The sequence below is a fragment of the Caulobacter sp. genome, assembly GCF_965279145.1.
Taxonomy (GTDB): domain Bacteria; phylum Pseudomonadota; class Alphaproteobacteria; order Caulobacterales; family Caulobacteraceae; genus Caulobacter.
In genome coordinates, this window is sequence record NZ_OZ257139.1 from 3785226 (window position 1) to 3810742 (window position 25517).

The window sequence follows — 25517 nt, forward strand, 5'->3', positions numbered from 1 at the left end:
TTCAGCCGGCTCCGTCGGATTGCGTCGGTTATGTTGCGGAGTTGCGACAATTTTGCTCAACCGGCGCCCATAAGTAAGAAGTCATTCCCGGGCTGGCCTGGCGGCAGGGGCGCGGTTCAATGAAAAAGGGCCGGAGATTGCTCTCCGGCCCCGCTCTCTAGTACTCGGCGTCGTTCAGCCTAGCACTTGTAGTACATGTCGAATTCGACGGGGTGCGGATGCAGTTGCAGACGCATCACTTCTTCCATCTTCAGCTCGATGTAGCTGTCGATGAAATCGTCGTCCATGACGCCGCCGGCCTTCAGGAAGGCGCGGTCCTTGTCGAGGTTCTCGAGAGCCTCGCGGAGCGAGCCGCAGACTTCCGGGATCTTCTTCTGCTCGCGCGGGGGAAGATCATAGAGGTTCTTGTCGGCGGGCGCGCCCGGATCGATCTTGTTGTTGATGCCGTCGAGGCCGGCCATCAGCAGCGCGACGAACGTCAGATAGGGGTTGCCCATCGGGTCGGGGAAGCGGGCTTCCAGACGCTTGGCCTTCGGCGAGTCGACGTGCGGGATGCGGATCGAGGCCGAGCGGTTGCGGGCCGAATAGGCCAGCTTCACCGGGGCTTCATAGCCGGGCACCAGGCGCTTGTACGAGTTCGTCGTGGAGTTCGAGAACGCGTTGATCGCCTTGGCGTGCTTGATGATGCCGCCGATGTACCACAGGCACATGTCCGACAGGCCGGCGTACTTGTCGCCGGCGAACAGCGGCTTGCCGTCCTGCCAGATCGACTGGTGAACGTGCATGCCCGAGCCGTTGTCGCCGAACATCGGCTTGGCCATGAAGGTGGCGGTCTTGCCGTAGGCGTGGGCCACGTTGTGGATCACGTACTTGTAGAGCTGCAGACGGTCGGCCATCACGACCATGGTGTCGAACTTCAGACCCAGTTCGTGCTGGGCGGGCGCCACTTCGTGGTGGTGCTTTTCAGGCTTCATGCCCAGCTCGCCCATGACGGCCAGCATTTCGCCGCGCAGGTCCTGAGCCGAGTCGATCGGGTTGACCGGGAAGTAGCCGCCCTTGGGACCCGGGCGGTGGCCCATGTTGCCTTCGGGATAGGTCTTCGCCGAGTTGCCGGGCAGTTCAACGGAGTCGAACGAGTAGCTGGTGTCGTTCGGCGCGGTGTTCCACTTCACGTCGTCGAAGATGAAGAACTCGGCCTCGGGGCCGAAGAACACGGTGTCGCCGATACCGGCCGACTTCACGTAGTTCAGGGCGGCCTTGGCGATCGAGCGCGGGTCGCGGTTGTAGGGGGTGCCCGTGTCAGGGTTCACGACGTCGCAGAAGAGCGCCAGGGTCGTCTGCTGGTAGAACGGATCGATGATGGCGGTCGACAGGTCCGGACGCAGCTTCATGTCCGACTCGTTGATCGCCTTCCAGCCGGCGATCGACGAGCCGTCGAACATGGTGCCGTCATTGAGGAAGTCGTCGTCGACGAGATCGATGTCGAACGTGACGTGCTGCATCTTGCCGCGAACGTCGGTGAAGCGGACGTCGACATACTTGACGTCCTTTTCCTTGATCAGGTTCAGGATTTCCTTGGCGGTGCTCATTCCGTATCCCCTTCTTGAGCCTCGTAAGCGATTGACGGTCCGCGCCTAGACGGCGGCGGGGCCGCTTTCTCCGGTTCGGATGCGGATGACTTCCGCGATCTCCGAGACGAAAATCTTGCCGTCGCCGATGCGCCCGGTCCGGGCGGCCCGGGTGATGGCTTCCAGTGCGGGTTCCAGCTGGCTGTCCTCGACGACCACCTCCACCTTGATCTTGGGGAGGAAGTCCACGACGTACTCGGCGCCGCGATAGAGTTCGGTGTGGCCCTTTTGACGGCCATAGCCCTTGGCTTCGAGCACGGTCATGCCCTGGACGCCCATCTCCTGAAGGGCCTCCTTCACCTCATCCAGCTTGAACGGCTTGATGATGGCTTCAATTTTTTTCATCGGTTCCACTTCCGGGCCCGCTGGCGCATCGCGCCGTTGATGGCGGCACCGATCACGCAAGCCGGGTGGCTCGCAAGGTCGCGCCGGGGCTAAATGCGCCTCGCCCGCACACCTGTGAGCGGAATGGTCAAATATTGAGCATGGTGAGTGCGAAAATTAGACATGGTGCGTTTGCCGCTCAAACGGCCTTGCGACGTGTGATTTCGCGCATAGGATCGCGCCCAACGAGCGTTTGAATGGGGGTGAAGATGCGCGATGACACGCCGGTTTTGATCGGGGCAGGCCAGTTCACCTATCGCGGGAAGGCCGAAAATTCGCCGTCTCCGCTGGAACTGCTGAAGATTGCGGCGGAGCGCGCCGTCGAGGATGCAGGGCTCTTGGGGTCGGTTCTTGCCGAACTCGACGCCCTGGCGGTAATCGCATTCAGTATAGACGCTCCAGGAGGTCTTTCGAAGCTTCCGCTCCCGCGTTTGATCAACCCGCCCGCGAGCCTGGCCCGCGCCCTTGGCGCCGCCCCGGCGTGGAGCGTCTACACCGAGACGGGCGGCAATAGCCCCCAGCAGGCGGTCAACGTCGTTTGCGAACGCATCGCCAAGGGCGAGGCCGAGTTTGCCCTTGTGACGGGCGCGGAGTTTCTCGGTTCGCTGATGAAGCGTCTGAAGGGCGGTGTCGGCTTCGAGGGTTGGGGAGACGACATCGCCGAGGTTCCCGAGCGCATAGGCGACCCGCGTCCAGGTGTGACGTCTCAGGAGGCCGCTCACGGTCTCGGCTATCCGGTCAACACCTATCCCTTGTTCGAGAATGCGTTGCGCGCGCGGGATGGTCGCTCCATCGCCGACCACCAGGCTCGACTGGGTGCGCTGTTTTCGCCGTTCAGCAAGGTCGCGGCCGGTAACCCGGAAGCCTGGTTTCCGGTTGAACGGTCCGCCGAGGAGTTGGTCACGGTCACCGATCGCAACCGGATGATCAGCTTCCCCTATCCGAAGTATCTCAACGCCATCATGGAGGTGGACCAGTCGGCCGCCGTCATCATCGCCAGCGTGCGCAAGGCGAGGGAATTGGGTGTGCCCGAAGACCGCTGGGTGTTCCTGCATGGCTGCGCCGATGCGGCGGATCTTTGGTATCCGCTGGAGCGGCAGAACTTCCACTCCAGTCCCGCGATCCGACAGACGGGCGAGCGAGCCTTTGAAATGGCCGGAATCGAACTGGCCGACATCGACATCATCGATCTCTATTCTTGTTTTCCATCCGCGGTTCAGGTGGCGGCCGAGGAACTGGGCCTGGCGCTGGACGATCCCCGGGGGCTGACGGTGACGGGCGGACTTCCGTATTTTGGCGGTCCCGGCAACAACTACGCGCTCCATTCGATCGCGGAGATGATGGGGCGGCTGAGAGCGCGCCCCGGAGCCTATGGTCTTTGCACGGCGAACGGCTGGTTTCTGACCAAGCAGTCGATCGGGATCTATTCCACCAGGCCGGTCGACGGTGACTGGACGCGAGAAGCGCCCTCGATCATCCAGGCTCGCATTGACGCCCTGCCGCATCCGGAAATCGTTGATCGCCCCTCCGGTCCCGCGACCATCGAGACCTACACCGTCGTTCATGCCCGTGAAGGCGTGCGCATGGGCATCGTGATCGGGCGGGACTCCGAGGGCAGGCGTTTCGTCGCCCAAACCCCCGACGATCCCGACACCCTGCTTGACCTTGAGGCGCGCGAAGGTGTCGGTCGAACCGGAGTGGTTGGGCCGCATCCTGATGGTGTCCGCAACCTCTTCGTTCCGGATTGATCGCATGAGCCGTGTCTATGTGATCCGTCATGGCCGACCGGCCTCGACCTGGGGCGGCGCTGAGGATGATCCGGGCCTGGATGACCTGGGGCGCGAACAGGCCGCCGCCGCGATGAGGTGGCTGATGGCACTGCCGGAGGGGGAACGTCCCCGACAGGTCGTGTCTTCGCCGCTTCGGCGGTGTCGAGAAACAGCGGAACCCATGGCCCGGGCCCTGGGTCTGGAGGCGCTGATCGATGCGCGCGTCGGCGAGATTCCGACCCCTTCAGCGATACCGGCGGCTGATCGTCCGGCGTGGTTGCGGGAAGCCTTCGGCGGCGACTGGCGCGATGTCCAGGGCGACCTGGACTATCAGGCCTGGGCGGAAAGTGTGGCCTCCGCGGTCGCCGAGTATCCTGGCGCGGCGATCTTCAGCCACTTCGTGGCGCTGAACGCGGCTGTCAGCGTGGCCAGCGGCGAGGCGAGGGTGGCGGCTTTCCGTCCGGATCATTGTTCCATCACCATCTTTGATGCGCGTGATGGACGCTTGATCCTGAGCGAGAAAGGACGCGAAGCTCAAAGCCAAGTGCTCTGAAGGAGGCGTCGTGCCGCGTGAAATCATGACCGTCGCGGAAATGACGGCGGCGGATCACGCCGCTGTCGCCCGGGGCGTGCCCGTAACGACGTTGATGGAGCGGGCAGGGGGCGCCGTCGCCGAGGCCGTTCGTGCCCGTTTTCCGAAAGGATCGGTCGTGATCTGGTGCGGCCCGGGTGACAATGGCGGCGATGGCTACGTCGCCGCCCGGCATCTGCGTCGAAAGGGTTGGTCTGTCCGCGTCGAGATTTTCGGGCCTCCCGCGACCGACGCCGCGCGCTGGGCCGCTGATCGCTGGAGAGGGGATACCGCGCCCCTGTCGCCCGAACCGCCTCCCGCCGATCTCTATATAGACGCCTTGTTCGGCGCGGGACTTTCGCGACCTCTGGACGGCGACGTGGCCAGGCTGGCGCGCGCGGTGCAATCGCTGGAGCGCCCGGTGGTCGCGATCGACGTTCCCAGCGGCATCCTGGGCGATACGGGGAAGCCTCTGGACGATACGGCGTTCCGAGCCGATCTCACGGTGACCTTCCATCGAAGAAAGCTGGCCCATGTCCTGATCGAAGGTCGCCGGGCGTGCGGTGAGGTGATCGTCGCCGACATTGGGCTGGAGTCGTCTTCAGAGGCCTTTTGCTTGCACGAAAATACGCCCGATCTTTGGGGTGAACGTTTTCCCTGGCCGGCCATGGATGCCTACAAGCATCGCCGGGGGCGAATGAAGGTGGTCAGCGGTGACGCCTGGAATACAGGCGCGGCGCGATTGACGGCCAGAGGGGGGCTGCGGATCGGCGCAGGGGTCGTCACGGTGCTCTCGCCACCCGGCGCCCTGGCGGTCAACGCCTCGCACCTGGAAGCGATCATGCTGGCGCCGTTCGAGAGTGACGTCGATCTGGAGCGGGCGGGTGAAGCCGCCGACGTGGTGGTGATTGGACCCGCCGCGGGGGTGGGGGATGTCACAGCGCGCAATCTTTTCGCCCTGGCGCGCACCGGCGCGGTCCTGGTGGTCGACGCCGACGCCCTGAGCAGCTTTCGTCATGATCCGTCGGCGCTGTTTTCCGCCCTCGATCGCGACGATGTGCTGACGCCGCACGCCGGCGAGTTCGAGCGCGTGTTCCCGGGTCTGCTGGCGGCCTCGCCAGAGCGTGTTTCGGCAGCTCGCGACGCGGCCCGCCAGGCTGGGGCCGTCGTGTTGTTGAAAGGGCCCGACACCGTCGTGGCGGCTCCGGATGGGCGGGCGGCGGTGTCGCTCAATGGCTCCCCATGGCTGGCCACGGCCGGTTCGGGTGATGTGCTCGCGGGCTTCATCGCTGGCTTGATCGCCCAAGGTCTCGATAGTTTCGAAGCCGCGTGCGCCGGCGCCTGGATCCACGCGGAATGCGCAACAATCCATGGTCCCGGATTGATCGCGGAGGATCTGCCGGGCCTGGCGCCGATGGTGCTCGCTCGGCTGTTCGCCGCCCGGGCTTAGAGTCTGTTGTTCACTTGCCCACCGGACGTGAATGGCCTTTCACGGTTGCGTCGGTCGGATGAAATTCGTAAGGCCTGCGCCACGCGGATGTGGCGGAATTGGTAGACGCACTGGATTTAGGTTCCAGCGCCGAGAGGCGTGGAGGTTCGAGTCCTCTCATCCGCACCAGACTTAAGCCAACGTTCCCGCCCTCGAGAAGGCGGTCGCGACTTTTGACTTCACCGCTCTTGGATGGTCGCGCACGTCGTGACATAAGAGCGCTCTTTCGCCGCCCCGGCCTCGCGGGCGGCGTCGATGTTTTGGACCCCAGGGCGAACCCCCGACGTGTGCGTCGCAGGTTCGAGAATTTAACATGTCGATGCAGATCGTTGAAAAGTCGGGCGAAGGCCTCAGCCGCGTTTATGGAGTGACCGTGCCGGCGGCCGAGCTGGCCACGCGCCTCGATGCGCGGATCGCGGAAGTCGCGCCGCAGATGAACGTCAAGGGCTTCCGCCCCGGCAAGGTCCCCGCCGCCCACGTTCGCCGCCTCTATGGCAAGGCGCTGATGGGCGAAGTCGTTGAGCAGGCGCTCAATGAAACCACCCAGAAGGTTCTGGACGACAACAAGCTGCGCCCGGCCGGCCAGCCGGACCTCAAGCCATCCTCGGACATGGACAAGGTTATCGCCGGTGGCGAAGACCTGTCGTTCGAACTGGCCGTCGAGGTCATGCCTGACTTCGAGCCGATCGATCCCGCCAGCATCTCGCTGACCAAGCCGGTCTACAAGGTGAGCGAAGCCGAGGTCGATGAAGCCCTGGCCGAGCTGGCCAAGCAGGCCCGCACCTATGAGCCCCGCAAGGGCAAGAGCCTGAAGTCCAAGGACGGCGATCAACTGCTGATCGACTTCGTCGGCACTGTTGACGGCGTCGAATTCGCCGGCGGCAAGGCCGAGGGCGCGGAATTGGTTCTGGGTTCGGGTCAGTTCATCCCGGGCTTTGAAGAGCAACTGGTCGGCGCCAAGCCGGGCGACGAAATCGTCGTGAAGGTCACGTTCCCGGAAGACTATCAGGCCAAGGATCTGGCCGGTAAGGCCGCCGAGTTCGCCACCAAGGTGACGGAAGTCCGCGCTCCGGTCGACGCCGAAGCCGACGACGAACTGGCCAAGCGCCTGGGTCTGTCCGATCTGGCCGCGCTGAAGGAACTGCTGAAGTCCAACCTGTCGGGCCGCTACGACAATTCCTCGCGCTTCAAGCTGAAGCGCGCGCTGCTGGACGTTCTGGACACCAGCCATGACTTCCCGCTTCCGCCGCGCATGGTCGAGGCCGAGTTCGCCGGCATCTGGCAACAGGTCCAGGCCGACAAGACCCAGGGCGGCCTGCCGCCGGAAGACGCCGACAAGAGCGAAGACCAGTTGAAGGACGAGTACCGCAAGATCGCAGAGCGCCGCGTGCGCCTGGGTCTGGTGCTCGCCGAGATCGGCCGTAAGAACGACGTGGCCGTCACCGACCAGGAACTGTCCGACGCCATCATGCGCGAAGCTCGCCAATACGGCGCGCAAGCCCAGCAGGTGTTCGACATGTACCGTCAGCGCAGCGACCTGCAGGCCTCCCTGCGCGCGCCGATCTACGAGGACAAGGTGGTCGATCTGATCTTCGGCAAGGCCAAGATCGATGAAAAGGAAGTCTCGAAGGAAGAGCTTCTGGAAGAAGACGACCTGCCGGAAGGCTACGGCGGCTAAGGCTGTCGTCAGACGATGAGACAAGGCGCGGCTCGCGAGGGCCGCGCCTTTTTCTTTGCGCCATGCGGAGCCCCGGCTCCTTGCAACCTGTTAAGGCCCACGCGATATGCGTTAGCGACGCCGCGTGAGGTCTGATTCGCGCGGCCCTAAAACGCGAAAAAGGGCGAACCCTATGTACGATCCGGTTGCAACGGCGATGAACCTCGTGCCGATGGTGGTTGAACAGACCAGCCGCGGCGAGCGGGCGTTCGACATCTTCTCCCGTCTGCTGAAAGAGCGGATCATCTTCCTGACCGGCCCCGTCGAGGACGGCATGGCCAGCCTGATCTGCGCCCAGCTGCTCTTCCTGGAGTCCGAGAACCCCAAGAAGGAAATCGCCATGTACATCAACTCGCCGGGCGGCGTGGTGACGGCTGGCCTCGCGATCTACGACACCATGCAATACATCAAGAGCCCCGTTTCGACGGTTTGCATGGGCATGGCGGCTTCGATGGGCAGCCTGCTGCTCTGCGCCGGCGCGCCCGGTCAGCGCATCTCTCTGCCGAACTCGCGCATCATGGTGCACCAGCCCTCGGGCGGCTTCCGCGGTCAGGCCTCGGATATCGAGCGCCACGCCGAGGACATCATCAAGACCAAGCGTCGCCTGAACGAGATCTACGTCAAGCATTGCGGCCGGACGTACGAAGAAGTCGAGCGGACCCTGGATCGCGACCACTTCATGAGCGCCGAGGAAGCTCTTGCCTGGGGTCTGATCGACCACATCAACGAGACCCGCGACGAGAGCGACGCCAAGGCCTGAGGCCAGGGTTTGCTCTAGTTGAACGAGCCGCCGACCGTAGGGTCGGCGGCTTTTTCGTGCGCGAAGAGCGGGCGCTAGGCCGGCTTGCCCCTGAAGACGCGGTAGCCGCGCTCGTCGGCGATCGCCAGCATCTCGGTGTCTCCCGAGGTGTCGCCATAGGCGGCCGTCAGACGAACATCCTCGCCGAAGGCCTCCTTGAGTCGTACGACCTTTTCCTTGGCGCGGCAATTGGGGCCGGCCAGGGCGCCGAGCGCGCGGTCATTGGCGTCAAAGGCCAGGCGGGTTCCGATCAGAAGGTCCGCGCCCAGTCCGCGAGCGAACGGCGCCACCGTAATGTCGGGCGAAGCGGTGACGATGACCAGCTTGGCGCCCTTCGCCCGCCAGCGGCGCCAGACGGCCAGGGCGTCGGGCCGGAAGAGGGATGGGGCGTACAGCTCGGCGAACGCGCGGGCGTCCGCCTCCAGCTTGGCCTGGCTGACGCCCTTGAGAAATTCTCGGACCGCGGCGGCCTTCAGTTTGCCCCGATTGCGATTGAACACATAGGCGACAAGGGCGGGGGTCAGGCGGATGACGCCCGTCGTCCAGCGACGTGGTCCCGCCCGCCACTTCAGAAAGGCGTTGAAGCTGTCGCGAACCGTCAGGGTGCCGTCGAAGTCGAAGGCCACCAGCGCCGGCGCGTCCATGAGGTCGCCAGTCATCGGCATCGAGGCCGTCAGGCCCTTGGCCATCAGTGAGCGCTTCGCCATCTGTCTCCGCGCGCATTTGGCGCGCTCCGTTGTATGAGCGGTCGTTCGACCACGATTCCCGTGCCGATTCTAAAGCGTTCCATGCCTTGGCGCGCTCCAGGTTCCGGATCTAGCGGTTGCGCCACCGGCCGCGGCCCCCATTTTAGACGCTAAGGTCATGACTCGACACGGGGCATTCTCCCGCCAAGCGCTCGAAATGGGCCGCAAGGCTTGTGAACCGCGTCCGGATCGGGGAATGTCAAGGATTAGACAACTCCCGGCATGTAGGCTGCCTTATCGGCGGTGGCGTGTAAGCCAGGAGCGGGCGTTCACGGCAATAGCCGTCGCCGCCATAGCGTGAGAAGCGACCATGACGAAAGCCGCGAGCGGCGATACCAAGAGCACCCTGTATTGTTCTTTCTGCGGAAAGAGCCAGCATGAGGTGCGCAAGCTCATCGCGGGACCGACGGTGTTCATCTGTGATGAATGCGTCGAGCTCTGCATGGATATCATTCGCGAAGAGCACAAGATCGCCTTTGTGAAGTCCAAGGACGGCGTTCCGACGCCTCGCGAGATCTGCGAAGTCCTGGATGATTACGTGATCGGCCAAGGTCACGCCAAAAAGGTGCTCGCTGTCGCGGTGCACAATCACTACAAGCGCCTCAACCACGCGTCGAAGAACAACGACGTCGAACTGGCCAAATCCAACATCCTGCTGGTCGGTCCGACCGGCACCGGCAAGACGCTTCTGGCCCAGACCCTGGCCCGAATCATCGACGTGCCGTTCACGATGGCCGACGCCACGACCCTGACCGAAGCCGGCTATGTCGGTGAAGACGTCGAAAACATCGTGCTGAAGCTTCTGCAAGCCGCCGACTACAACGTCGAGCGGGCTCAGCGCGGCATCGTCTACATCGACGAAATCGACAAGATCAGCCGCAAGTCGGACAATCCCTCGATCACTCGCGACGTCTCGGGCGAGGGTGTGCAGCAGGCCCTGCTGAAGATCATGGAAGGCACCGTCGCCTCCGTGCCGCCCCAGGGCGGGCGCAAGCATCCCCAGCAGGAGTTCCTGCAGGTCGACACCACGAACATCCTGTTCATCTGCGGCGGCGCTTTCGCGGGCCTCGAACGGATCATCTCCGCGCGCGGCCAAGGCAAGTCGATCGGCTTCGGCGCCAAGGTGGCCGATCCGGAAGAGCGTCGCACGGGCGAGATCCTGCGCGGCGTGGAGCCTGACGATCTGCAACGCTTCGGTCTGATCCCGGAGTTCATCGGCCGTCTGCCGGTGGTCGCGACCCTGGAGGACCTCGACGAGGTCGCCCTGGTCAAGATCCTGACCGAACCGAAGAACGCCTTCGTCAAGCAGTACCAGCGTCTGTTCGAGATGGAGAACATCGGCCTGACCTTCACGGAAGACGCCCTGCATGGCGTCGCCACGAAGGCCATCGCGCGCAAGACCGGCGCGCGCGGCCTGCGCTCGATCATGGAAGGCATCCTGCTGGAGACCATGTTCGAACTGCCCAACTACGAGGGCGTCGAGGAAGTGGTCGTCAACGCCGAGGTGGTTGAAGGTCGAGCCCAGCCTCTGCTGATCTATGCTGAAAAGAAGGGTGGCGCCGCGTCAGCCTGACGCCAGTCACCGTCGAACGATCAAGGCGCGTTCCCTTGGAACGCGCCTTTTTCATGGGCTGGCGACTTTTTTAGTCTTTCAGCGGGATTGATGCGGCGGCGCCACAGGCTGTCCAGGGTGTGTTGCCTTGTCGCAAGACGCTGATCGGCAACGAAATTGCGCCTATCGCGACTTTGGGGGCATATCCCCTTCAGCTTGACCACTTACACGCGACCTGTCGCCGCTATCAGGCGACTCGGCTTGAACGCTGTTGCGAAACGTCCACATAAATAGGGACCATTCCGTCCAGTCCCGGGCGGACGGGCCGATCGACCCAGGCGCATCGCCTGGTGTGACGGCGGCCCGCGTGGCCGAGCGCGGAGGCCCGCGACGGCCGGGAGTAAAGAGCATCATGTCCGAACTTCGTACGCTTCCAGTCTTGCCCCTTCGGGATATCGTTGTCTTCCCGCACATGGTGGTGCCGCTTTTCGTCGGGCGCGACAAATCCGTCCGCGCGCTTGAAGAGGTGATGCGCGGCGACAAGCAGATCCTTCTGGTGACCCAGAAGAACTCGGCGGATGACGATCCTTCGCCGAGCGACATCTATGATGTCGGCGTTCTGGCCACCGTTCTTCAGCTTCTGAAACTGCCCGACGGCACGGTGAAGGTGCTGGTCGAGGGCAAGGGCCGCGCCGCCGTCGTCAAGTTCACTGATCAGGAGTCTTACTACGAGGCCCAGATCGGCGAGGTCAGCGAGGACGAGGGCGTTGGTCCCGAGGCCGAAGCCCTGTCTCGCGCCGTGGTCGAGCAGTTCGAGAACTACGTCAAACTCAACAAGAAGGTGCCGCCGGAAGCCCTGGCGTCTATCCCGCAGATCGCCGAGCCGGGCAAGCTGGCCGACAGCATCGCCGCGCACCTGTCGGTGAAGATCGGCGACAAGCAGCACCTGCTGGAAATCTTCGACATCGTCAAACGCCTGGAAAAGGTCTTCGCCCTGATGGAAGGCGAGATCAGCGTCCTGCAGGTCGAGAAGAAGATCCGCTCGCGCGTGAAGCGCCAGATGGAGAAGACCCAGCGCGAATACTATCTCAACGAGCAGATGAAGGCGATCCAGCGCGAACTGGGCGATCCCGACGATCAGCGCGACGAGCTCATCGATCTCGAAAAGCGCATCAAGCGGACCAAGCTGTCCAAGGAAGCCCGCACCAAGGCCGAGGGCGAGCTGAAGAAGCTGCGCAACATGAGCCCGATGTCGGCCGAGAGCACGGTCGTGCGCAACTATCTCGACTGGATGCTGTCGATCCCGTGGGGCAAGGCCAAGACCAAGAAGATCGACCTCAACGAGGCCGAAGCGATCCTTGATGAGGACCACTACGGCCTGGAGAAGGTCAAGGAGCGCATTCTCGAGTATCTGGCTGTCCAGGCGCGAACCAATTCGCTGAAGGGGCCGATCCTCTGCCTGGTGGGCCCGCCCGGCGTCGGCAAGACCTCGCTGGGCAAGTCGCTGGCCAAGGCCACCGGCCGGGAATTCGTGCGCATGAGCCTCGGCGGTGTGCGCGATGAGGCCGAGATCCGCGGTCACCGTCGCACCTATATCGGCTCGATGCCCGGCAAGGTCATCCAGTCGATGAAGAAGGCCAAGACGACGAACGCCTTCGTGTTGCTGGATGAAATCGACAAGATGGGCAGCGACTATCGCGGCGATCCCGCGTCGGCGCTTCTGGAGGTGCTCGATCCGGCGCAGAATTCAGCGTTCGGCGATCACTATCTGGAGGTCGACTACGACCTGTCGCAAGTGATGTTCGTCACCACGGCCAACAGCCTCAACATGCCCCAGCCCCTGCTGGACCGCATGGAGATCATTCGCATCGCCGGCTACACCGAAGATGAGAAGCTGGAGATCGCCAAGCGCCACGTCCTGCCCAAGCTGATCAAGGACCATGGCCTGAAGGAGTCCGAGTTCGTGGTGCCTGAAAAGGCGATCCGCGACCTGATCCGCTACTACACCCGGGAAGCCGGCGTGCGGTCGCTGGAGCGGGAACTGGGCGCCCTGGCGCGCAAGACCGTTCGGGACCTGGCGCGGGAAAAGGTCACCTCGATCACGATCGATGATGAGCGGCTGGCCAAGTACGCGGGCGTCAAGAAGTACCGCTACGGCGAGACCGACGAAGTCGATCAGGTCGGCATTGTCACGGGCTTGGCCTGGACCGAGTTCGGCGGCGACATCCTGACCATCGAAGCCGTGAAGATGCCGGGCAAGGGCCGCATGACGGTCACCGGCAACCTCAAGGATGTGATGAAGGAGTCGATCTCGGCGGCCCAGTCCTACGTCCGCTCGCGCGCCCTGCATTTCGGGGTCAAGCCGCCGATCTTCGAGAAGACCGACGTGCACATCCACGTGCCTGACGGCGCGACGCCCAAGGACGGTCCCTCGGCCGGCGCCGCCATGGCGGTCGCGATGGTCTCGGTTCTGACGGGAATCCCGATCCGCAAGGACATCGCCATGACCGGCGAGATCACCCTTCGCGGCCGGGTCACCGCCATCGGCGGCCTCAAGGAAAAGTTGCTGGCGGCTCTCCGTTCCGGCGTGACCACCGTCCTTATCCCGCAGGAAAACGAGAAGGATCTCGTGGACGTGCCTCAGTCGGTCAAGGATGGTCTGGAGATCATTCCAGTCTCTACTGTCGATGACGTGCTGAAACACGCCCTGACCGGCCCATTGACCGCAATCGAGTGGACTGAGGCCGATGAGCCGATTGCTGCAACTGCGAAGGTCGATGAGGTTGATGCTGACGCAATATTAACCCACTGATCGTAACTTATTGTTGATAACTTAAGCGGCGCGGGACATTCCCGCGCCGCCTTCGTTTGACGGGGCTTTTTCTGCCGCCATAATCCCGGCCGAGCGAAGTGGCGTCTGCTTTTGCTAAGCGCCGCCGCTTTTTTGGCTGGGAGAAAAACATGACCACAAAAGCCGAACTCGTCACGGCGATCGCCGAGAAGGCGGGCATCAATAAAAATCAGGCCAAGGACGCGCTGGAAGCCTTTATCGATTCCGTGACCGACTCGCTGAAGGCGGGCAATGACGTGCGCCTCGTTGGCTTTGGCACGTTCAAGGCCGTCGCTCGCGCCGCCGGCACCGCCCGCAACCCGCGCACTGGCGAGACTGTGAATCGTCCGGCCTCGAAGACCGCGCGGTTCCAGGTCGGCGAGGGCCTGAAGACCTCGCTGAACGGCTAGACAGGTTCCAGACTGGGATGGGGCGGGGCGCCTGATTGGCGTCTCGCCCTTTTTCATTTCGCGGCTCTTCCGTTTCTCGCTAGGCGCGCGGCGCGTCGGCGGCTAGAAGGCCCGACGCGATTTGGGGCGGTTAGCTCAGCGGTAGAGCGTCTCGTTTACACCGAGAGGGTCGGGGGTTCGATCCCCTCACCGCCCACCATGTCTACGACGCCGGCTTCGCTCTGGCTGTGCGACTACGAGGCGGAGCTTTCGCCGACGCGGGCTTTCGACGCTTCTCCCGTTCGCTCTGGGCTTTTTCCAGCCACGCCTGGCTCTTCTTGGCCTGTGTGGCGCAATGGGCGTGAAGGGCGGCCAGCTCCTTGTCGGTCAGCTTTTCGATGCCAATGAACTGGTTCTCCGCGGAGGAGGCCAGGATGAGTTCGTCCAGCTTGGTCTGCAGCGCCGCGCCATCCCGATTCTGGGTGTTCTGGATCAGAAACACCATCAGAAACGTGACGATGGTGGTGCCGGTGTTGATCACCAGCTGCCAAGTCTCCGAGAATTTGAAGACGGGTCCGACGCTGGCCCAGATGACCACCGAAGCCACACAGATCAGGAAGGCGAGCGGGCTGCCCGTCGCCCTGGCCGTCGCGTTGGCGAATTTCGCGAACAGTTTTTCCATTTCCGCTGTTTCCCGGCGATAGCTCGGCCGATGGCCATGTCATCGCCGGAACGCCAGGAAGATGCCGATGTTCCGGCGCGGAGGTTGGTTAGACGATGGCCTCGATTTCTCGCGCCGCCGAACGCGCCCGGGCGTCTTGGAGGACCTTCTGGCCCAAAATCGCCGCCGCGTTTCGATAGTCGCTGGTCGCCACCAACTCGGAGATCGCCGCCGCGATTTTGTCGGCTCCGGCGTCGGGCGCCAGGCGCAGCCCCGCGCCGCGCGCCAGAACACGCGCGGCGTTGTCGTTCTGATCGCGCCCCATCGGCAGGCACAGCAGGGGCGCGCCAGCCATCAGCGGCCGCAGGGTCGAGCCATGGCCGGCGTGGGTGATGAAGAGCGCGGTCTGGGGCAGCAAGGCGTCGTGCGCCGCGCTGCGAACCACGCTGACGTTGTCAGGGGCGGGGAACTCGGCCGGATCGAGGGTGGGGCCGGTCGTTACAAGGGCCCTGACCGGAAGGCGACCCAGAGCGGCGATGACATCGCGCAGAACGGTCTCCTGGGCCTGGTAGAGGCTTGAGAACGAGACCAGCACCAAGGGGGAGTCACCGGCGGGCGCTGGGGTTGGTTCCGCCCACGCCGGGTCGGCGAGATAGGGGCCGACATAGACGAATGGCGGGGCCAGGGTCGCCGGGGCGAAGTCGAAAGCCTTGCTGGTGCCCAGCAGAATTTTGCGCGCGGTGTCGAGTTGCCCGAACAGGTCTTCGAGCGGCTCAAGCGCAAGTTCGGCGCGCGCGGCGTTGAGCGTGGGAAGGCCTGCCTGGAAAAAGCCGCGGCTCATCTGGGTGACCATGGCGTGCATGCCGCGCTCCTCGTCGGAGGTCGCGGCCGGCATGCCCGCGCCGAAGGGCGGCACACCCGCAAGCGTGGGCAGGGACCAGATATTGGCCGCGAACAGCGCCAGGGGCAGGGCTCGCGCCTCGGCGGCCATCATGACGCCCAGCAGCAATTCCTGACTCACGACAGCGTCTGGCCTGAACGCGTCGATCGCGGCGAGCGTGTCGCGGGCGTAGGCAAGTGCGGGGCCGGCCATGACGCGGTCGAGCAGTCGGTGGATCACTTCCAGCGGATTGTCGGCCTCATGATCCTTCAGGCGGTCATCTTCCCGCGATTTGCCAGTCTGACTGGGCGCTGTCGTCCAGGCGCGAAAGGGAAGGTCCAGAGGCGCCGCGTCGGCCTCGTTGCACGCGTCGCTGAGGATCAGCACCGCATGTCCGCGAGCCCGCAGCTCCTGCGCGACGAGAAGCAGGGGCTGCACGTGTCCGCCGCCCTCCCAGGTAGTGAAGAGAAAACGCGCCATATAGCCCTCGCCGAACCAGACGGAGGGATTACGCGATCGGGGTTGATCTTGCCAACAGCGATCGAAATGATATCACTTTAATATCAAATCTGGAGAGGCGCCGTGACTGAAGTTCACACCATCAATCGTTCGGCGGAGCGAATCCGGGGAGGCGCGGGCGGAGGGCTTCCTCTTCTGGCTTTGCCTTTCCTGGTCGGTGTCGCGATCTGGGCGTTCGTCAACGCCGAGGCTTTTGGCGACGGGTTGCGGGCTCTTGGTGCGCTGCTGATCGTACTGGCGTCGCTGATGAGCGCCGGATTCTATTCGATGCAGCCCAACGAAGCTTATGTGCTGACGCTGTTTGGTTCGTATGTCGGCACGGATCGCACGACGGGCCTGCGTTGGGTGCTGCCCTGGTATGGGCGCAAGAAGATCAGCCTTCGCGTCCGCAATGTCACCAGCGAGATGCTCAAGGTGAACGACAGGCGCGGCAATCCCATTGAGATCGCGGCCAACATCGTCTGGCGTGTGGCGGATTCCGCTCAGGCGATGTTCGACGTCGATGACTACGTTGCGTTCGTGAATATCCAGATCGAGACCGGGCTGCGCGAAGTGGCTTCGCACTACGCCTATGATCACGCCGAGGAAGGCGAGCCCACGCTGCGCGCCAACGCCGAGGAGGTCGGCGCTAGGCTGAGGGCTGATCTGCAGTCGCGCATCGCCGTCGCGGGCGTGGCGATCGACGAGGCGCACCTGATGCACCTGGCCTATGCGCCCGAGATCGCGGGGTCGATGCTGAAGCGGCAACAGGCCGAGGCTGTCCTGGCCGCGCGCAGAACGATCGTGGCGGGCGCCGTCGGCATGGTCGAGAACGCCCTGAACCAGCTCAGTGATCGGGGTGTGGTCACCCTGGATGAAGAGCGCAAGGCCGCCATGGTGTCCAACCTGCTGGTCGTGCTCTGCGCTGACCGTGAGGTTCAGCCCGTGGTCAACGCCGGCACGCTTTACGGCTAGGCCGTGGCTGGCGATCCCACTCAGGGCGGCAAGGGCGGACGTCGCGCGTTTCTGATGCGAGTCCGCCCCGAGGTCCTGGCCGCCGTTGAACGGTTGGCCAGCGCGGAACTGCGGAGCGTCAACGCCCAGGTCGAGATGCTGCTGCGCGAAGCCTTGGCGCGCCGGGGCGCGGGCGGCAGATCCGTCACCGGGGATGAAGAGGAACCCTAGTTGTCGTCAAAGCTTTATCGTTCCAAGGTCCAATGGGCGATCTTGGGGGTGATAGGGACTCGGCGTGAACGACCTGAGCGCGGATCTATCGATCGACAATCTTCTGGTGCGAGAGACCGCGCGAGCGGCCCCCACGGAAGATGTGCGGTTGATCGACACAACCATGCTGTACGCGCCGCGTAGCGGCGGTGTGCGGCGCTACCTCAATTCCAAGCGAACCTGGCTTACCGCCAATCGGCCTAGCGTGCGGCACACATTGGTCGTGCCGGGTGCGCGCGACGCCTATGATGGCCAAGGTCGCGTCTCGATTTATGCCGCGCCTCTGCCGTTTGGAGACGGCTATCGATGGCCCGTGGTCAAGCAGGCCTGGATGGAGCGACTGGTCCGGCACCGGCCCGACATCATCGAGGCGGGAGATCCCTATACGCCCGGGTTGGCGGCCTTGCGCGCAGGCGATGCTCTCGGCATTCCCGTGGTCGGCTTCTGCCACACGGACTTGGGCGCGCTGGCGGCGCTGCACATTGGCGAATGGGCCGAGAAGCCCGTTCAGCGGCGTTGGGCGGCGATCTATCGCCAGTTTGATCAGGCGGTGGCCCCCAGTCGGTTCATAGCCGGCCGTCTCATCGAGGCTGGCGTGTCCAACGCCATTGGATTGCCGTTGGGCGTTGATGTGGACATCTTCAATCCCACCTGGGGAAATACAGCTGACCTGCGGGCTCAACTGGGGTTATCGGCGCGTCATCGTATCCTCGTCTTCGCGGGACGCCCGGCCCGGGAAAAGCGGCTCGATGTCCTGGTGGAAGCCGTCGAGCGGCTCGGCGATCCCTATGTCCTGCTCTTGGTCGGCGCTGGATCTGGGGCGCCGGTCAGCGATCGTGTGATCTGCATGGACTATCAGCGCGATCCAGCCGCCCTGGCCCGGATCCTGGCCAGTTGCGACGCCTTCGTTCACGCCAACGACAATGAGCCCTTCGGACTGGTTGTGCTGGAGGCCATGGCCTGCGGCCTCCCTGTCATCGGCGTGGCGGCGGGTGGTGTCGCAGAATCGGTGGATTCCGCCGTTGGCGCGCTGGCCACGGCCTCGGAAGCGCGCGCCATGGCCGAAGCGATAGAAGACGTGTTCCAGCGCGGAGCTTCAGCCCTGGGACAGGCCGCGCGACAGCGCGCCGAAGATCGACACGGCTGGGACGCGGTCTTTGGGACGCTGTGCGCGATCTATGGGGGGCTGACAGGCCATCCCGGGTTCATGGGGCCCATGCCCCTGCGCTCGCCGCACTAGATCAGCTGGGCCCTCACTTCGGCGAGAAGCTCGTAGCTTCGGACGCGTGCGCCGTGGTCATGGATCTGCGAGGCGGCCATCACTTCGTCGGCGCCGGTCAGTTCCAGCACTGCTTCGATCTTGCGCTTCACCGTTTCGGGCGATCCGATCGCTGAATAGCGGAAGGTATGGTCCAGGCCGGCCAGTTCGGCGGGGGACGCAATCTGGGTGATGTCGTCCACGGGTGGCGGGAGCAGGCCAGGGTGGCCGCGGCGAAGGGCCAGGAACTGCTGCTGGGTCGAGGACGACAGGCGCTTGGCCTCCGCGTCGGTCTCGGCCGCGCACACGCCGATACACACCATGACGTACGGCGAGGCCAGGGCATCGGACGGCTTGAAATGACGTCGATACAGCGTCACCGCGTCCATCAATTGATCCGGCGCGAAGTGGGCGGCGAAAGCGAACGGCAGCCCAAGAGCGGCGGCGAGCTGGGCGCTGTACGTGCTGGAACCCAGGAGCCACAGGGGCACATCCTGGCCTTCACCCGGAATGGCTCGAACGGACTGTCCCGGCTGGGCGGGTTTGAACCAAGTCTGCAGCTCGACGACGTCCTGGGCAAACGAATCAACCGCGCCCATGTAGCGGCGAAGAGCCCTCATGGTGGCCTGATCGGTGCCCGGCGCGCGTCCCAAACCCAGATCGATGCGACCAGGATGGAGCGCGGCGAGCGTGCCGAACGCCTCGGCGACCATCAGCGGCGCATGATTTGGCAGCATGATCCCGCCGGATCCGACCCGAATCGTTTCGGTGCCGGCGGCGATGTGACCGATCAGCACCGCCGTGGCGGCGCTGGCGATTCCCGGCATGTTGTGATGTTCGGCCAACCAGTAGCGGTGGAATCCCAGCCTTTCGGCGTTTCGCGCGAGGTCGAGGCTGTTGCGAAGCGCATCCCCGACGGAGGAGCCCATGGGCACGGGCGCGAGGTCGAGAACGGAAAACACGGGGGAGGGCGCTTTGGACATCGACGCTACATCGTGTCGCAGGGCACCAAGCTCAAGGCTTTAACCCGATATGAGGCGTCAATGCCGAAGTCTCGACGCTATAGCTTGAATTTTCCGGGAAACCACCGGACGGTGGCGCGAATGACGGGACTTGAACCCGCGACCTCCGGCGTGACAGGCCGGCGCTCTAACCAACTGAGCTACATCCGCGTCGTGCGCCAGGGCGCGACGGTCGTCCGTATAGCCGAAAGGCGAGGGAAGCATAACCACCCTGGAAGGGTGGCGCGAATGACGGGACTTGAACCCGCGACCTCCGGCGTGACAGGCCGGCGCTCTAACCAACTGAGCTACATCCGCATTAGGCCTTCGCCGAAGCGAAAGTGCGACCCGCCCTGCGGCGAGGGGCGTCTGATATGTCGGTCGCGGACTCGTGTCAACGGCCATGTCGTCGAACCCGTGGATCAGGACTAGTTGCGACCGTTTCTCAATGTGTCGCAGGCGTTTGAAGCGGCGCCAACACTGGGCTACAACCCGCTCGATTCAAGCCAAGGGCTGTCATGAACGCCTTCCTTCTCCAGTACCTGCCGATCGTGATCTTTCTAGGGATCGCGACGGTGATCGGGACCGCCTTCCTCCTGGCCGCGGCGGTGCTTGCACCCCGGGCGCCGGACCCGGAAAAGCTGTCCGCGTACGAATGCGGCTTCAACGCGTTCGACGATGCGCGCATGAAGTTCGACGTCAGATTCTATCTGGTCTCGATCCTCTTCATCATCTTCGACCTGGAAGTCGCGTTCCTGTTTCCCTGGGCGGTCAGCCTGATGAAACTTCCGCATGACGTCGCGGCGTTCGCCTTCTGGTCGATGATGACGTTCCTTGGCGTCCTGACCGTCGGCTTCATCTACGAATGGAAGAAGGGCGCCCTCGAATGGGAGTGATCGTTCCCGCCAACAGCTCGCCCCTCGTTCCCGCCGGCGCCGCCGGTCGTTCGACGGTGCAGGGCTATGATCCCAAGCTGCACGATCCGTTTTTCGACGGCATCTCGGGTCAACTGGCTGACAAGGGCTTCATCACGGCCGCCGCCGACGATCTCATTACCTGGGCCCGCACCGGCTCGCTGATGTGGATGACGTTCGGCCTGGCCTGCTGCGCCGTGGAAATGATGCAGGCGTCGATGCCGCGTTATGACCTGGAGCGCTACGGCTTCGCGCCGCGCGCCAGCCCGCGCCAGAGCGACGTGATGATCGTCGCCGGAACGCTGACCAACAAGATGGCTCCGGCTCTGCGCAAGGTCTACGACCAGATGCCCGAGCCGCGCTACGTCATCTCGATGGGCAGCTGCGCCAATGGCGGCGGCTACTATTATTACAGCTACAGCGTGGTGCGCGGCTGCGATCGGGTCGTGCCGGTGGACATCTATGTCCCGGGCTGCCCGCCGACCGCTGAGGCTCTGGTCTATGGCGTGCTGCAGCTGCAGAAGAAGATCCGTCGCACGGGGACGATCGAGCGATGAGCGAAGCCCTCGAACTTCTCGGCCAGGACATCGTCGCCCGCGCCCCTGGCGTGCTGGGCCACTCGGTGGCCTTCGGTGAGCTGACCATTGTCGCCCGTTCGGCCACGATCTGCGACACGCTGATCTTCCTGCGCGACGACAGCGCCTGTCGGTTCCACCAGCTGATCGACCTGACGGGCGTGGACTATCCCGAGCGGGCCGCGCGTTTCGACGTCGTCTATCATCTGCTGTCGCTGGTGAAGAACCATCGCCTTCGCCTGAAGGTGTCGACCGACGAAGACACGCCCGTCCCGACGATCACCCCGGTGTTCGAAGTCGCCAACTGGTTCGAGCGCGAAGCGTTCGACATGTACGGCATCTTCTTCGACGGCCACCCGGACCTGCGTCGCATCCTCACGGACTACGGCTTCCACGGCCATCCGCTGCGGAAGGACTTCCCGATGACGGGCTATGTCGAGGTTCGTTATGACGACGAGCTGAAGCGGGTGGTCTACGAGCCGGTGAAGATCACCGAATTCCGCGCCTTCGATTTCCTTTCCCCATGGGAAGGGGCCAAGTACGCCCTGCCGGGCGATGAAAAAGCGGAGGCCAAGTGATGGCTGACGACGCTTCCATCGTACCCGCGATCCCGGAAACCCCGGTTCGCAAGTTCAACATCAACTTCGGGCCTCAACACCCGGCCGCGCACGGCGTGCTGCGTCTGGTGCTGGAGCTCGACGGCGAGATCGTCGAGCGCGTCGATCCGCACATCGGTCTGCTGCATCGCGGCACCGAGAAGCTGATGGAGGCGCGCACCTACCTCCAGAACATCCCGTACTTCGACCGCCTCGACTATGTGGCGCCGATGAACCAGGAGCATGCCTTCTGCCTGGCCATCGAGAAGCTGCTGGGCGTCGAGGTGCCGCGTCGCGGCTCGTTGATCCGGGTGCTCTATTCCGAAATCGGCCGGATCCTGAATCACCTGCTGAACGTGACGACCCAGGCCATGGACGTCGGTGCCCTGACGCCGCCGCTGTGGGGCTTCGAGGAGCGCGAGAAGCTGATGGTGTTCTACGAGCGCGCCTGCGGCGCTCGCCTGCACTCCAACTACTTCCGTCCGGGCGGCGTCCATCAGGACCTGCCGCCGCAGCTGATCGAAGACATCGACACCTGGGCCAAGGCCTTCCCGAAGATCTGCGACGATATCGAGGGCCTGATCACCGACAACCGCATCTTCAAGCAACGCAACGTCGATATCGGCGTGGTGACGCGTGAGGAAGCGATCGAGTGGGGCTTCTCGGGCGTGATGGTGCGGGGTTCGGGCATCGCCTGGGATCTGCGTCGCAACCAGCCCTACGAGTGCTACAACGAGTTCGAGTTCGACATCCCGCTGGGCAAGAACGGCGACTGCTACGATCGCTATCTGTGCCGCATGCAGGAGATGCGCGAGTCGACGAAGATCATCCGCCAGGCCTGCGAGATGCTTCGCAACACGCCAGGCCCGGTGATGACCGAGGACAACAAGGTCAGCCCGCCGCGCCGCGCCGAGATGAAGCGCTCGATGGAAGCCCTGATCCATCACTTCAAGCTCTACACTGAAGGCTTCCGCACGCCGGCCGGCGAAGTCTATGCCTGCGTCGAAGCCCCCAAGGGCGAGTTCGGCGTGTTCGTGGTCTCGGACGGCACCAACAAGCCTTATCGTTGCAAGATCCGCGCACCGGGCTTCCCGCACCTGGCGGCGATGGACTGGATGAATCGTGGCCACATGCTGGCTGACGTTTCGGCTATCCTGGGCTCGCTGGATATCGTGTTCGGGGAGATCGACCGGTGACCTTCGCCGCCGTCGCTCAAGCCCAGCTGGACGCCTACAACGCCCAGGACGTCGATGCGCTATGCCGGCACTTCGTCGACGACATGGCCGTCGCCGATCTGAACGCCGAGCCCAACCTGCACGGCGTCGAAGCCTTTCGCGAGCGCCACCTTGGCCTGTTCGCCCAGTTTCCCGAGAACCGCGCCGAGCTGCTGTCGCGCGTGGTGATCGGCAACAAGGTCATCGACCATGAGCGGGTCTTCCGTTCGCCCGACGCGACGCCTTTCGAGGTCGCCGCCATCTACACCTTCGCCGGCGACAAGATCGCCCGCGTCGATTTCGTGAAAGCCTGACGCATGTCCGTTCGTCGTCTCGCCAAGGAACAGCCCGCCAGCTTCGCCTTCTCGAAGGACAGCCAGGCCAAGGCCGACTGGTGGAAAGCCAAGTACCCCGCCGAGCGCAAGCAGTCGGCGGTGATCCCGATGCTCTGGCTGGCCCAGAAGCAGGAGGGCTGGGTTTCCGAGCCCGCGATCCAGGAGATCGCCCGGCAACTGGCCATGCCCGTCATTCGCGTTCTGGAAGTCGCGACCTTCTACGTGATGTTCCAGCTGCAGCCGGTCGGCAAGGTGGCCTTCGTCCAGCTGTGCGGCACCACGCCGTGCCAGCTGCGCGGCGCGCTGGACCTGAAGGCGGTGCTCAAGGACAAGATCGGCGAGGCCAACCACGTTTCCGCTGACGGCAAGTTCAGCTGGGAAGAGGTCGAGTGCCTTGGCGCCTGCTGCAACGCCCCGATGGCCGCCATCAATGACTATTACTACGAAGACCTGACGCCGGAGAGCCTGGCGCGGATCCTCGACGACTTCGCCGCCGGCAAGTCGCCCCAGCCGGGCAGCTATGATGGCCGTGGCGCGTCGGAACCCAAGGATTCGATCAAGACCCTGACCGATCCGAAGCTGTACGACGGCTCGCTGGCCAAGAAGATCAAGATCCCGAACCTGCCCGAGAAGCCCAAGAAGGCCCCGAAGGCGGAGCCTGCCGCCTGATGACCTCTGACGCCGCCCTCCAGAAGAAGCGACTGACCGCGATGCTCGCCATCGATGCGGTCTGCTTCCTGCTGGCCGGCGCGGCGATCGTCGGTCACGTGGCCATGGGGATCGGCTGGCTTCTGCCGGCCTTCCTGGTTCTGGTCGCCACGGGCCTTGGCGCGCAGATCTGGTTCGTCCTGGGCTGGATGCGCGCCTTGAAGGCGGAAGAGGGGGCTTCGTCATGATCGACGACAGCGCCCTCAACACCCGCCGCGCGGCCTATGCCGATACGATTCGGAGCCTTGGCCGCCGTGAACGCGGTATCGGCTTCGCGGCCTGCCTGCTCGGCGCTCTGCTCCTGATCTGGGGCAGAACCGTCGTCGGCGCGCCGCAGTGGGCCGTTGTCGCCGGTCTTGTTACGATTGCGGCCGGTTGGCTGCTTTTCGCCTATGTCATCGTCCGTCGGACACGCTATGTCCGCGCCCACCCTTTCGATCCGCAAAGCTGAGTCATGGTCGGTATCCTCGAAGACAAGGACCGCATCTTCACGAACCTCTACGGTCTCCATGATTGGGGCCTGGAAGGCGCGAAGAAGCGCGGCTGCTGGAATGGCACCAAGGACATCCTGGACGCGGGTCGCGACTGGATCATCGACAACATGAAGAACTCCGGCCTGCGCGGCCGGGGCGGGGCGGGCTTCGGCACCGGCCTGAAGTGGTCGTTCATGCCCAAGGAAGTGAAGGACGGTCGTCCGCACTATTTGGTCGTCAACGCCGACGAATCCGAGCCGGGCACCTGCAAGGACCGGGAGATCATGCGGCACGATCCGCACCTCCTGATCGAAGGCTGCCTGATCGCCTCGCGCGCCATGCTGGCCCACGCCTGCTACATCTATATTCGCGGCGAATATGTCCGTGAGCGCGAAGTGCTGGAAGCCGCCATCAAGCAGGCCTACGAGGCCAAGCTGATCGGCAAGAACAACATCCACGGCTGGGATTTCGATCTCTACGTCCACCACGGCGCCGGCGCCTATATCTGCGGCGAAGAGACGGCCCTGCTGGAAAGCCTGGAAGGCAAGAAGGGCCAGCCGCGCCTGAAGCCGCCGTTCCCGGCCGGCGCGGGCCTCTATGGCATGCCCACCACGGTCAACAACGTCGAGAGCATCGCCGTCGCCGGCACGATCCTGCGTCGCGGCGCGGCTTGGTTCGCCGGTTTTGGCCGCCCCAACAACAGCGGAACCAAGCTCTTCTGCGTCAGCGGGCACGTGAACACGCCCTGCAACGTCGAAGAGGCGATGAGCATTCCCTTCCGCCAGCTGATGGAAGACCACTGCGGCGGCATTCGCGGCGGCTGGGGCAACCTGAAGGCCGTCATCCCGGGCGGCTCGTCCGTGCCGATGATCCCGGCCGAGCAATGCGAAGACCTGCCAATGGACTTCGACGCCCTGCGCAACCTGCGCTCGGGCCTCGGCACCGCGGCCGTCATCGTCATGGACAAGTCGACCGACCTGGTCCGCGCCATCGCCCGTCTGTCGTACTTCTACAAGCACGAGAGCTGCGGCCAGTGCACGCCATGCCGCGAAGGCACCGGCTGGATGTGGCGGGTCATGGAGCGCATGGCCACCGGCGAGGCTGATCCCAAAGAGATCGACACGCTGCTGGACGTCACGACCCAGGTCGAAGGTCACACCATCTGCGCCCTGGGCGATGCGGCCGCCTGGCCGATCCAGGGCCTGTTCCGTCACTTCCGCCACGAGGTGGAGGACCGGATCGCATCCTATCGTAGCGGTCGCCTGCACGTGCAGGGCGCCAAGCTGATCGCGGCGGAGTAACAAGA

Annotated in this window: 25 protein-coding genes, 4 tRNA genes and 1 pseudogene; 22 read left to right on the forward strand and 8 right to left on the reverse strand. The window is 64.1% G+C overall.

Going from position 1 to position 25517, the window contains the following annotated elements; all coding sequences use genetic code 11:
- Window positions 1-179 precede the first annotated feature (179 nt).
- Together glnA and ACQY9P_RS17650 are read right to left on the reverse strand one after the other, a co-directional pair.
- Complete coding sequence (glnA, locus tag ACQY9P_RS17645) at window positions 180-1589, reverse strand: type I glutamate--ammonia ligase (protein WP_421737914.1); 1410 nt, start codon at window positions 1587-1589, stop codon at window positions 180-182.
- A 45-nt stretch (window positions 1590-1634) separates the two neighbouring features.
- Window positions 1635-1973 carry a P-II family nitrogen regulator gene (locus tag ACQY9P_RS17650; RefSeq protein WP_035046431.1) on the reverse strand — a complete coding sequence of 113 codons (339 nt, stop codon included), beginning with the start codon at window positions 1971-1973 and terminating at the stop codon, window positions 1635-1637.
- Between the two features lie 236 nt (window positions 1974-2209).
- Here ACQY9P_RS17650 and ACQY9P_RS17655 point away from each other — a divergent pair, with 236 nt between their 5' ends.
- From ACQY9P_RS17655 to ACQY9P_RS17680, 6 genes are all read left to right on the forward strand, one after another.
- Entirely contained in the window at window positions 2210-3760 is a 1551-nt protein-coding gene (locus ACQY9P_RS17655; protein WP_421737913.1) for an acetyl-CoA acetyltransferase, read from the forward strand.
- A 4-nt stretch (window positions 3761-3764) separates the two neighbouring features.
- On the forward strand, window positions 3765-4334 hold the full coding sequence (locus tag ACQY9P_RS17660) for a histidine phosphatase family protein (RefSeq protein ID WP_421738307.1): 570 nt from the start codon (window positions 3765-3767) through the stop codon (window positions 4332-4334).
- 10 nt (window positions 4335-4344) lie between these two features.
- Entirely contained in the window at window positions 4345-5802 is a 1458-nt protein-coding gene (locus ACQY9P_RS17665; protein WP_421737912.1) for an NAD(P)H-hydrate dehydratase, read from the forward strand.
- Between the two features lie 83 nt (window positions 5803-5885).
- A tRNA-Leu gene (locus ACQY9P_RS17670) sits at window positions 5886-5970 on the forward strand.
- Between the two features lie 190 nt (window positions 5971-6160).
- A complete protein-coding gene (gene tig, locus ACQY9P_RS17675) occupies window positions 6161-7519 on the forward strand; it encodes a trigger factor (RefSeq protein ID WP_421738306.1) in 1359 nt (452 codons plus the stop codon).
- Window positions 7520-7691: 172 nt separating this feature from the next.
- A complete protein-coding gene (locus ACQY9P_RS17680; protein ID WP_421737911.1) occupies window positions 7692-8318 on the forward strand; it encodes an ATP-dependent Clp protease proteolytic subunit in 627 nt (208 codons plus the stop codon).
- A gap of 74 nt (window positions 8319-8392) precedes the next feature.
- On the opposite strand, the gene ACQY9P_RS17685 is transcribed toward ACQY9P_RS17680, so the two are convergent.
- Window positions 8393-9064, reverse strand: coding sequence for an HAD-IB family hydrolase (locus ACQY9P_RS17685; RefSeq protein ID WP_421737910.1), 672 nt, complete (start codon window positions 9062-9064; stop codon window positions 8393-8395).
- 349 nt (window positions 9065-9413) lie between these two features.
- On the opposite strand from ACQY9P_RS17685, the gene clpX reads away from it, so the two are divergent.
- The 4 genes from clpX (at window position 9414) to ACQY9P_RS17705 (ending at window position 14094) form a co-directional block, all read left to right on the forward strand.
- Window positions 9414-10676: an ATP-dependent protease ATP-binding subunit ClpX gene (gene clpX, locus ACQY9P_RS17690; protein ID WP_421737909.1), complete on the forward strand. Its 1263-nt coding sequence runs from the start codon at window positions 9414-9416 to the stop codon at window positions 10674-10676.
- A gap of 391 nt (window positions 10677-11067) precedes the next feature.
- Window positions 11068-13467 (forward strand): endopeptidase La, encoded by a 2400-nt coding sequence (gene lon, locus ACQY9P_RS17695; RefSeq protein WP_421737908.1) that lies wholly within the window; start codon window positions 11068-11070, stop codon window positions 13465-13467.
- Window positions 13468-13616: 149 nt separating this feature from the next.
- On the forward strand, window positions 13617-13895 hold the full coding sequence (locus ACQY9P_RS17700; protein WP_421737907.1) for an HU family DNA-binding protein: 279 nt from the start codon (window positions 13617-13619) through the stop codon (window positions 13893-13895).
- A 124-nt stretch (window positions 13896-14019) separates the two neighbouring features.
- A tRNA-Val gene (locus ACQY9P_RS17705) sits at window positions 14020-14094 on the forward strand.
- 3 nt (window positions 14095-14097) lie between these two features.
- Here the strand turns inward: ACQY9P_RS17705 and ACQY9P_RS17710 are convergent.
- Both ACQY9P_RS17710 and ACQY9P_RS17715 read right to left on the reverse strand, forming a co-directional pair.
- Window positions 14098-14556 carry a low affinity iron permease family protein gene (locus ACQY9P_RS17710; protein ID WP_421737906.1) on the reverse strand — a complete coding sequence of 153 codons (459 nt, stop codon included), beginning with the start codon at window positions 14554-14556 and terminating at the stop codon, window positions 14098-14100.
- Window positions 14557-14644: 88 nt separating this feature from the next.
- Window positions 14645-15895, reverse strand: a complete 1251-nt coding sequence (locus ACQY9P_RS17715; RefSeq protein ID WP_421737905.1) for a glycosyltransferase — start codon at window positions 15893-15895, stop codon at window positions 14645-14647.
- A gap of 102 nt (window positions 15896-15997) precedes the next feature.
- Here ACQY9P_RS17715 and ACQY9P_RS17720 point away from each other — a divergent pair, with 102 nt between their 5' ends.
- The 3 genes and pseudogenes from ACQY9P_RS17720 to ACQY9P_RS17730 form a co-directional block, all read left to right on the forward strand.
- Complete coding sequence (locus ACQY9P_RS17720; protein WP_421737904.1) at window positions 15998-16888, forward strand: SPFH domain-containing protein; 891 nt, start codon at window positions 15998-16000, stop codon at window positions 16886-16888.
- 54 nt (window positions 16889-16942) lie between these two features.
- The gene (locus ACQY9P_RS17725; protein ID WP_421737903.1) at window positions 16943-17098 is read left to right on the forward strand and encodes a hypothetical protein; all 156 of its coding nucleotides are present in this window, start codon (window positions 16943-16945) and stop codon (window positions 17096-17098) included.
- A 136-nt stretch (window positions 17099-17234) separates the two neighbouring features.
- Window positions 17235-18377, forward strand: a pseudogene (locus tag ACQY9P_RS17730) (glycosyltransferase family 4 protein); the annotation flags it as partial.
- On the opposite strand, the gene ACQY9P_RS17735 reads toward ACQY9P_RS17730, so the two are convergent.
- The 3 genes from ACQY9P_RS17735 to ACQY9P_RS17745 all read right to left on the reverse strand — a co-directional run bounded on the left by ACQY9P_RS17735 (window position 18374) and on the right by ACQY9P_RS17745 (window position 19714).
- Window positions 18374-19378, reverse strand: a complete 1005-nt coding sequence (locus tag ACQY9P_RS17735; RefSeq protein ID WP_421737902.1) for an LLM class flavin-dependent oxidoreductase — start codon at window positions 19376-19378, stop codon at window positions 18374-18376. The pseudogene ACQY9P_RS17730 and the gene ACQY9P_RS17735 sit on opposite strands and share 4 nt — an antisense overlap.
- Window positions 19379-19490: 112 nt before the next feature.
- Window positions 19491-19567, reverse strand: a tRNA-Asp gene (locus ACQY9P_RS17740).
- Between the two features lie 70 nt (window positions 19568-19637).
- Window positions 19638-19714, reverse strand: a tRNA-Asp gene (locus ACQY9P_RS17745).
- Window positions 19715-19914: 200 nt separating this feature from the next.
- Between ACQY9P_RS17745 and ACQY9P_RS17750 the strand changes: the two genes are divergently transcribed.
- Genes ACQY9P_RS17750 through nuoF form a run of 9 tightly spaced genes read left to right on the forward strand, consistent with a single transcriptional unit; the run spans window position 19915 to window position 25512 of the window.
- The gene (locus ACQY9P_RS17750; protein ID WP_421737901.1) at window positions 19915-20292 is read left to right on the forward strand and encodes an NADH-quinone oxidoreductase subunit A; all 378 of its coding nucleotides are present in this window, start codon (window positions 19915-19917) and stop codon (window positions 20290-20292) included.
- Complete coding sequence (locus ACQY9P_RS17755) at window positions 20262-20867, forward strand: NuoB/complex I 20 kDa subunit family protein (protein ID WP_421737900.1); 606 nt, start codon at window positions 20262-20264, stop codon at window positions 20865-20867. The genes ACQY9P_RS17750 and ACQY9P_RS17755 overlap by 31 nt, the downstream gene beginning before the upstream one ends.
- The gene (locus ACQY9P_RS17760) at window positions 20864-21463 is read left to right on the forward strand and encodes an NADH-quinone oxidoreductase subunit C (RefSeq protein ID WP_421737899.1); all 600 of its coding nucleotides are present in this window, start codon (window positions 20864-20866) and stop codon (window positions 21461-21463) included. Before ACQY9P_RS17755 ends, ACQY9P_RS17760 begins: the two co-directional genes overlap by 4 nt.
- The gene (locus ACQY9P_RS17765; RefSeq protein ID WP_421737898.1) at window positions 21463-22677 is read left to right on the forward strand and encodes an NADH-quinone oxidoreductase subunit D; all 1215 of its coding nucleotides are present in this window, start codon (window positions 21463-21465) and stop codon (window positions 22675-22677) included. Before ACQY9P_RS17760 ends, ACQY9P_RS17765 begins: the two co-directional genes overlap by 1 nt.
- Window positions 22674-23009 carry a nuclear transport factor 2 family protein gene (locus ACQY9P_RS17770; RefSeq protein ID WP_421737897.1) on the forward strand — a complete coding sequence of 112 codons (336 nt, stop codon included), beginning with the start codon at window positions 22674-22676 and terminating at the stop codon, window positions 23007-23009. Before ACQY9P_RS17765 ends, ACQY9P_RS17770 begins: the two co-directional genes overlap by 4 nt.
- 3 nt (window positions 23010-23012) lie before the next feature.
- Window positions 23013-23699 (forward strand): NADH-quinone oxidoreductase subunit NuoE, encoded by a 687-nt coding sequence (gene nuoE, locus ACQY9P_RS17775; RefSeq protein ID WP_421737896.1) that lies wholly within the window; start codon window positions 23013-23015, stop codon window positions 23697-23699.
- Complete coding sequence (locus ACQY9P_RS17780) at window positions 23699-23926, forward strand: hypothetical protein (RefSeq protein ID WP_421737895.1); 228 nt, start codon at window positions 23699-23701, stop codon at window positions 23924-23926. The genes nuoE and ACQY9P_RS17780 overlap by 1 nt, the downstream gene beginning before the upstream one ends.
- Window positions 23923-24189, forward strand: a complete 267-nt coding sequence (locus tag ACQY9P_RS17785) for a hypothetical protein (protein ID WP_421737894.1) — start codon at window positions 23923-23925, stop codon at window positions 24187-24189. The genes ACQY9P_RS17780 and ACQY9P_RS17785 overlap by 4 nt, the downstream gene beginning before the upstream one ends.
- Before the next feature lie 3 nt (window positions 24190-24192).
- A complete protein-coding gene (nuoF, locus tag ACQY9P_RS17790; protein WP_421737893.1) occupies window positions 24193-25512 on the forward strand; it encodes an NADH-quinone oxidoreductase subunit NuoF in 1320 nt (439 codons plus the stop codon).
- Window positions 25513-25517: the final 5 nt, after the last annotated feature.

Coding starts and splice junctions, on each gene's coding strand:
- ACQY9P_RS17660 (WP_421738307.1), top strand. CDS start 3,765: ATGAGCCGTGTCTATGTGATCCGTCATGGCCGACCGGCCTCGACCTGG.
- lon (WP_421737908.1), top strand. CDS start 11,068: ATGTCCGAACTTCGTACGCTTCCAGTCTTGCCCCTTCGGGATATCGTT.
- clpX (WP_421737909.1), top strand. CDS start 9,414: ATGACGAAAGCCGCGAGCGGCGATACCAAGAGCACCCTGTATTGTTCT.
- ACQY9P_RS17655 (WP_421737913.1), top strand. CDS start 2,210: ATGGGGGTGAAGATGCGCGATGACACGCCGGTTTTGATCGGGGCAGGC.
- ACQY9P_RS17765 (WP_421737898.1), top strand. CDS start 21,463: ATGGCTGACGACGCTTCCATCGTACCCGCGATCCCGGAAACCCCGGTT.
- ACQY9P_RS17715 (WP_421737905.1), bottom strand. CDS start 15,895: ATGGCGCGTTTTCTCTTCACTACCTGGGAGGGCGGCGGACACGTGCAG.
- glnA (WP_421737914.1), bottom strand. CDS start 1,589: ATGAGCACCGCCAAGGAAATCCTGAACCTGATCAAGGAAAAGGACGTC.
- ACQY9P_RS17725 (WP_421737903.1), top strand. CDS start 16,943: ATGCGAGTCCGCCCCGAGGTCCTGGCCGCCGTTGAACGGTTGGCCAGC.
- ACQY9P_RS17680 (WP_421737911.1), top strand. CDS start 7,692: ATGTACGATCCGGTTGCAACGGCGATGAACCTCGTGCCGATGGTGGTT.
- ACQY9P_RS17700 (WP_421737907.1), top strand. CDS start 13,617: ATGACCACAAAAGCCGAACTCGTCACGGCGATCGCCGAGAAGGCGGGC.
- ACQY9P_RS17755 (WP_421737900.1), top strand. CDS start 20,262: ATGGAAGAAGGGCGCCCTCGAATGGGAGTGATCGTTCCCGCCAACAGC.
- ACQY9P_RS17780 (WP_421737895.1), top strand. CDS start 23,699: ATGACCTCTGACGCCGCCCTCCAGAAGAAGCGACTGACCGCGATGCTC.
- nuoF (WP_421737893.1), top strand. CDS start 24,193: ATGGTCGGTATCCTCGAAGACAAGGACCGCATCTTCACGAACCTCTAC.
- ACQY9P_RS17710 (WP_421737906.1), bottom strand. CDS start 14,556: ATGGAAAAACTGTTCGCGAAATTCGCCAACGCGACGGCCAGGGCGACG.
- ACQY9P_RS17785 (WP_421737894.1), top strand. CDS start 23,923: ATGATCGACGACAGCGCCCTCAACACCCGCCGCGCGGCCTATGCCGAT.
- ACQY9P_RS17760 (WP_421737899.1), top strand. CDS start 20,864: ATGAGCGAAGCCCTCGAACTTCTCGGCCAGGACATCGTCGCCCGCGCC.
- ACQY9P_RS17735 (WP_421737902.1), bottom strand. CDS start 19,378: ATGTCCAAAGCGCCCTCCCCCGTGTTTTCCGTTCTCGACCTCGCGCCC.
- tig (WP_421738306.1), top strand. CDS start 6,161: ATGCAGATCGTTGAAAAGTCGGGCGAAGGCCTCAGCCGCGTTTATGGA.
- ACQY9P_RS17750 (WP_421737901.1), top strand. CDS start 19,915: ATGAACGCCTTCCTTCTCCAGTACCTGCCGATCGTGATCTTTCTAGGG.
- ACQY9P_RS17685 (WP_421737910.1), bottom strand. CDS start 9,064: ATGGCGAAGCGCTCACTGATGGCCAAGGGCCTGACGGCCTCGATGCCG.
- ACQY9P_RS17650 (WP_035046431.1), bottom strand. CDS start 1,973: ATGAAAAAAATTGAAGCCATCATCAAGCCGTTCAAGCTGGATGAGGTG.
- nuoE (WP_421737896.1), top strand. CDS start 23,013: ATGTCCGTTCGTCGTCTCGCCAAGGAACAGCCCGCCAGCTTCGCCTTC.